Origin of the sequence: Sphingomonas sp. CFBP 13728, assembly GCF_014841895.1 — a bacterium.
GTDB lineage: Bacteria > Pseudomonadota > Alphaproteobacteria > Sphingomonadales > Sphingomonadaceae > Sphingomonas.
Genome location: NZ_JACYUS010000004.1, coordinates 211,837 through 217,941, shown reverse-complemented (window position 1 = coordinate 217,941; position 6,105 = coordinate 211,837). Strand labels below are relative to the sequence as shown.

General features: G+C 59.0%; 4 protein-coding genes. 3 read left to right on the top strand and 1 reads right to left on the bottom strand.

Annotated elements, in window-relative coordinates:
- The first annotated feature begins 956 nt into the window (after positions 1-956).
- A complete protein-coding gene (locus IFT67_RS17015) occupies positions 957-1,199 on the top strand; it encodes a hypothetical protein (protein WP_192239345.1) in 243 nt (80 codons plus the stop codon).
- A gap of 889 nt (positions 1,200-2,088) precedes the next feature.
- A complete protein-coding gene (locus IFT67_RS17010; protein ID WP_192239344.1) occupies positions 2,089-3,432 on the top strand; it encodes an O-antigen ligase family protein in 1,344 nt (447 codons plus the stop codon).
- A gap of 18 nt (positions 3,433-3,450) precedes the next feature.
- Here IFT67_RS17010 and IFT67_RS17005 read toward each other — a convergent pair whose 3' ends face one another.
- Positions 3,451-5,079: a glycoside hydrolase family protein gene (locus IFT67_RS17005; protein ID WP_192239343.1), complete on the bottom strand. Its 1,629-nt coding sequence runs from the start codon at positions 5,077-5,079 to the stop codon at positions 3,451-3,453.
- A gap of 271 nt (positions 5,080-5,350) precedes the next feature.
- Between IFT67_RS17005 and IFT67_RS17000 the strand changes: the two genes are divergently transcribed.
- The gene (locus IFT67_RS17000; protein WP_192239342.1) at positions 5,351-6,058 is read left to right on the top strand and encodes a polysaccharide biosynthesis/export family protein; all 708 of its coding nucleotides are present in this window, start codon (positions 5,351-5,353) and stop codon (positions 6,056-6,058) included.
- Positions 6,059-6,105: the final 47 nt, after the last annotated feature.

Genomic DNA, 6,105 nt, shown 5'->3' with positions numbered 1-6,105 from the left:
CTTCTTCTCTGCCGTCGCGCTCGCGGCCACCGTCATCTTCTGGCTATGACCAATGAGTCCTGACCCTAGGGATGCATTTGAGTGCGCGAACAGCATTTCGACTTTCTGGCTCTCACCGAGACGTTACATAGGTGTCGGTAGCGGTGATATGGCGAGCAAGATCGCGAACGCCTTTAAGGACGGAGCGGAGGATCTTCCAATGGATCGTTCCGGTAACACCTGCAGCGTAGATCGCACGCCGCTTAGCGAGGCAGTATCTGTAAAGTCCATCAAATGGCTGTTGCTCCTTCGCGGCACGGCCTTCATGCCAGTAACGACGTAGCTTCTCTCCAGCCGGGCACCTGTAAGCATCTCGCTTGTTGCTATAGTTGAATTTGGCGCGCCCGAAAAGGCAGTCACGGCGAACCGACTTACCGAACATTGTGATATGAAGCTGAATGTAGCGCTCGTTACCAGCCAAGCCACCATCTCGGGCGAGCCATACCGCGTGTCCGCCTTCAACCATTAGGCCAGACGCTAAAGCGGTTCCGCAAGCGTTCGATGGCCGAGATCGATGAGGTAGTTGGTCTAGTGAGCATAATAGGCCTGCCCGCCATGCACACAGATCAAGCGCGGCACCGGATCGACCGGCGAAACTTTGGTATGCCCGGTGTCGCCGCCCCGGATGCAGCATCGTAAAGGACCGCAAGATACTCGCAAACGGCACAATTGCCGACCTCAGGCGGCAAGCTCCCGCTACCAAGGGCGCCGGTTTGGCAGTCGGAGTCGGCTTGGATCAGGCTTCATTTGACAGCGGGGCCTTGGCTACCGACATGCCACGCAGCGCCCGACCGTCGCTCGAAACAACTGCGCTGCATATGGTTGTCGCGGATGCGTCCATTACCGACAATATTTTATATTGACATATATTCACTGCGATGCAATGGTCTAACGTTCATTTAGATGGAAGGCCTTCCATGATTTCAAAGTATCTTGCAGCACTTGCTGCTACTACGCTTGTGGCGACTCCCTTAGTAGCTGCTCCTAACAACCCGGCGGCAAGCCTTTCGGTTGCAAAGTCGGTTCGCATCGGTGCCAAGTCGACAAAGAATAACGATCTTGCTGGCGGCGGCTTGATTATCGCCCTTATCGCGGGTGTTGCCGTGGTTGCTGGTGTCGTGGTCGCTGCTAGCAACGATAGCGATGCCGACAGTAACTGATTTTACAATTTCTCTCACCCATGTTGGGCGGGCCATAAGCGTTTGTATATTTCAAAGGGGATTTCGGTCCCCTTTGCTTTGTCTAGCGTGCCTTAACGTGTTCGATCTTGTTACATAATCTTAATTCTATACAAACTATTTTTCAAATAACTTTTGAGTAACTCAGCGTTTTGGACACAACACAACAATTCCACATGGGCAGTGCCGGCAGACCTCTTGGGGCTTGGAGATTGTTGCATCTAGGGCGATGCCTATGGTTAGGAACTCAGTGCGTAGCAAATGCCTCGCGAACTGTGCGGGGTCATAGCCAGCAGCGGTGGCATACTGTTGCACAGCCGTGAATTGTCCGATGGAGCGTAGTTTGGGGGTTAACACATCGGACCGATCAGGCTACGTGGCGGCTTGTTCGGTCCAAAGCCCTGATCCACTCGGACACTAACGCCTGAAAACGAATTCGCGAACGTCGGGCTATGGCGATGACTGCGCCTGACCGACCGATCGGTCTTTGATCGCACGATGGTCAACCGCACGTTTTGGAGACGAGCGCGACGTGATCGACTAGGATCACCACAATTTCGCATCGGCTGGACGCTTGCGTCGTTTCGCACCAAATAGAAAATGGCCTCGGTCGCGAAAATTTAACGCATTGGCCGCAAATTCACTCCGCGTGCGCCAAAGATTTGCTCGAGAATGGCGCCTATTGGGACATAAAATGCCGGCAATCGGGTTTCAGTGGCCGTAAGCCTAACGGTATAGCTTTTCATTTGACTAGGTCATCTGCATAAGCGCGACTCCTTCATTATATGGCAGGAATGTTCTTGCGATGCCATCGTTCGCGTCATCCGAAGGCCGTGTTGTGCGGACCAGTCCGACGTTCCGGATACTCAATGTGTTTCTGATCGTCGTCTTCCTCGGCGGCGGCGCCTCGCGAACTGATGTACAATCGCTCGCTTTACTACGGCCGCTGGCTCTGCTCGTCATGGCGTATAGCCTGTTCAAGATGCGCTTAGACGATGTTCGCCGCTTTCCGGTGGCCTTTGCCCTGCTCGGTTCCGCAGTGCTTCTAACTGTCCTTCATCTCGTGCCGCTGCCGCCCGCGCTCTGGACAGCGCTACCCGGTCGCGACTTGATCGCGGAGATCGATCGCGCCAGCGGCATCGGCGCTATCTGGCGGCCTCTGACGATGGTGCCCGCGATGACGCGAAACGCCCTGTACTCGCTGACTGTGCCGATGGCGGTTCTGCTACTAGCTGTTCGTCTGGATGATCGCGAACGAGCCATGCTGGTACCGGTATTCATCCTCTTTGGCGTGGCATCCGGACTGCTCGGCCTAGTGCAGGTCGCCGGTAATACCGGCCTCCCGTTCCTGTACGCTCAGACCACTATGGGGACAGCCAACGGGCTGTTCGCGAACCGCAATCATGGCGGCGTACTACTGGCGTGCATGCTTCCGCTGCTGGCCGCCTATGCAATCGGTCGATCGAACTCACGCGACGGGCAACGGACGCTATGGCTGGTGTGCGCCATCACGATCTTTCTAGTGGCGCTTGTCCTGGTAATCGGTTCGCGTGCAGGGCTGCTGTGCACGCTGCTCGCGATCCTACTGTCTCCGTTTCTTGCGCTGGATCGCCTGGTGGGAGCGCCCCGCGCCACGCGAAGGCTAGCGATGCTGGTATATGCGGGCGGATGCGCCTGCTTAGTCCTGCTCGGCCTGATCTTCGTTCTTGCAGCCCGCGCTGAATCGCTGCGGCGCCTGCTGGCGTCCGATGCGACCGGGGACCGGAGGTTGCAGGTTTGGGAGCCGGTGATAGCGATGACCCGCCAGTATTTTCCGTTCGGATCAGGCATCGGCAGCTATATCAAGGTCTTTCAGGCAAACGAGCCGCGCGACGTGCTGACGTTGAACTATTCGAACCATGCTCATAACGACTGGCTGGAAGTGGGGATGACGGCTGGGCTACCCGGACTAGCGATCCTGCTGGCCACGGTTACCGCAGTCGTCATTCTGGGATGGAGGGCATGGCGGCGCGGCGGGCAACCTAATCCGCTGTTGGCGCGGACTGCCACGATTGTTCTCTTATTGCTGGGACTGGCCAGCATCGGCGACTATCCGCTGCGCGTTCCGTCAATGATGGCGTTCTTCGTCATCGCTTTCCTTTGGTTGGAAGCACGGCCAGCGCCCGAGCAGGCCAGCGACGGCGATGAGCACCGCAGACGATGCCGGAGGCGCTGATCTAGGAAATACACACTATCAAGATATTGGTCCAGAAACGGCGAAACCACGCACCGCTATCCCTGGCAGGTTAGAGGCCGCGCCCGACCGGATGCCCACCGCTCCGCCGACGTCGCCGGGGGGCGCCGCGATCGTCGTTGCAGAGGCTTGGAGCGGCACGGCCAGCTCTTCAACACGGAGGCCAGCCGCGGGCGGCTCACCCGGTAGCCCGCTGCTCCTGCCCGCGGCGATCTGCACAGCCTGCATTGTGACGCGACCGCCATGCGTCAACACCAGCCCCTCTCGCGTCGCTCCGCCATAGGCATAGGCAGCGGCCCGAACCGTAGCGCCCGCCGGCAAATTTACCTTGACGCGATCGTGTGCCAAGACAGCAGCGATCCTGCCCACATACCAGACTCCGTTCGGATTAGCGCCGCGAATCCCTAGGAAAGCCCCGACATCGCTGGCACCGAACGTCGCATCACGCACTACGCACTCCTGGCTTCCTTTCGCGATCGCTGCCTGTCGCCCGGATCGGACGCCGTGGTCGCGGCGATCCAGAATCTGCACGTTGTTCAGGCGGACACGATCAAAATCGCCCGACAGAATACCACCATAGATGCTAGGATATTGACCGGCCAGCGCGGCAGTCGGCGCGGATCCAGGATTGATTGCGATGTAATCATCGATCGTCGCATCGCGCACGCCGATCAGCCCAAAGCTGCCTTGCCGCGCATCGCGCGAGCGGACGTGGGCGATGCTAAGCCGTTCGATGCGGCTGCCGGATAGAAACTCAAAATGAATATCGCGCTGGCAGCGAGCGAACGTACAGTCCGCGATCTCGAACCCTCCGAAAGTCCCCAAATCGCTGCCTCCGCCACCGCCGACGCCGACGCCGTTGCCCGTGCCTAGGCCGTAATCGTCGATATCCTCAAAAGCGCAGTGCGTGACGATGCAATCGCCCCGCGCCGGCATGGGTCCCGTGCCACCGTCATGATCAGCGGCGACCAAAGAATATTCGACTCCGAAATTGCCGAGGTTGGCGAAACGGCACGCCTTTACCAAGACGTGGCCACAATTGCGCCAGAGCAGCGCGGTCTCCCCCGAATTCCTGATGGTCACGCCGGACACGACGACGAACGACGAGCGGACGGCATAAATCGCCGCGTTCGCCGGCCCCGCGATCGCGCGAATTTCAGCAATGTTCCGCTCACCGTAGCGGTTCGGTAGGCGCCCGGGGATGCCGATTCCCATCGGACCTTCACCGTTTAAGTCAATTGTGCCACCTTCCAGTGTGAAATGCGCGCCGACCAATTCCAGCATGAACATGCCTCGGCTGGCCAAGTCGATCGGGCCGATGCGGCGCAGCACCGCGTTCGGTGCTAGCCGGATTGTGACGTAGCGGTGCTTGATTGCGACCGAGCGCAGGTCGTACAGGCCGGCATCTACCACGATGACGCCGCCGTCGGGCAAGCTGTCATGCGCTGCTTGGAATACTGCCGTGTCGTCCGCCCGGCCATCTCCCCTAGCCCCGTACTCGCGTACGTAGACAGTTCGAACTGGACCGGCGGGCCGGGGATGGTCGGGTTTCGGCATGGCCGGCCATGCGTCCAGCGTCCAACCCGCAGCAGTCGCGGCAGCAGTCCCCAGCGCAGCGGCGAGCGTCATGCGACGTGAGATCATGCGATGGCCACCCGGAGATTGTATCTTTGCCAAGACGTCCTCCCGACAGCATGCGAACAACGGGCTACGGTGCGCGCTGACGTCATCTACTTGCATGTTGATGCGCAATTTACTAACCGGCAGCTATACAAGCCAAAGGTTGTACCCAAACGCTCTACAAGTCCTAGCTGGGGCCGTCGAGATGAGATTGGTGCGACGTTGGCGACCAGACGCCGGCGACCTATCGGTTCTTCCTGTTCAGGATTTGACCTAACCTATGCGAAAATTGGTGCCATTGCTGCTACCTGCCTGCCTTGTAGCGACCGGGTGCGCACACCAGCCGAAACTCGGCGGTGCGGCCGGGCTGAACATCGTAGAAAGCAGCGAACTGCCAGCACCTGACCGGACCGATAACGCCGCGCGTCCCTATTATGTGGGCCCGTTCGATAAGCTGTCGATCGACGTGTTTGGGATTGACGCACTTAGTGGCAAGGAGGTTCAGGTCGATGCAAGCGGACGGATGTCCTTTCCGCTGGTCGGTACGCTGGAGATTGCCGGCAAGACGCCGGGAGAAGTCGGCATTCTAATCGAGCAGCAACTGCGCGGCAAGTTCATCCGCAATCCACAGGTCACTGTCAACCTAAAGGAAACCGTTAGTCAAGTGATCACGATCGAAGGCGAGGTACGGGAGCCGGGGCTCTACCCAGTCATCGGACGCATGACGCTGCTGCGGGCAGTCGCAACCGCCAAGGGTACAACTGAGTTCACAAAGCTGGATGACATTGTGGTCTTTCGTACGTCCGGCGGCCGCAAGTACGCCGCGCTTTACAACCTTCGCGCGATCCGCAACGGCGCCTACGCAGACCCCGAAGTGTTTGCCAACGACGTAGTGATGGTTGGAGAATCGCGCGGACGCCGTCTGTTCCGCGATCTGGTGTCAGTAGCCCCGCTGCTGACGACGCCGTTGATCGTGGCGCTCCAATAGCTATGAGACGGATTTACGCCGCGCCGTACTCCGCCCGGGGTAATCGT

Excerpts from the sequence above, each read along its gene's own strand:
- IFT67_RS17015 (WP_192239345.1), top strand. The coding sequence starts at position 957 with ATGATTTCAAAGTATCTTGCAGCACTTGCTGCTACTACGCTTGTGGCG.
- IFT67_RS17005 (WP_192239343.1), bottom strand. The coding sequence starts at position 5,079 with ATGACGCTCGCCGCTGCGCTGGGGACTGCTGCCGCGACTGCTGCGGGT.
- IFT67_RS17000 (WP_192239342.1), top strand. The coding sequence starts at position 5,351 with ATGCGAAAATTGGTGCCATTGCTGCTACCTGCCTGCCTTGTAGCGACC.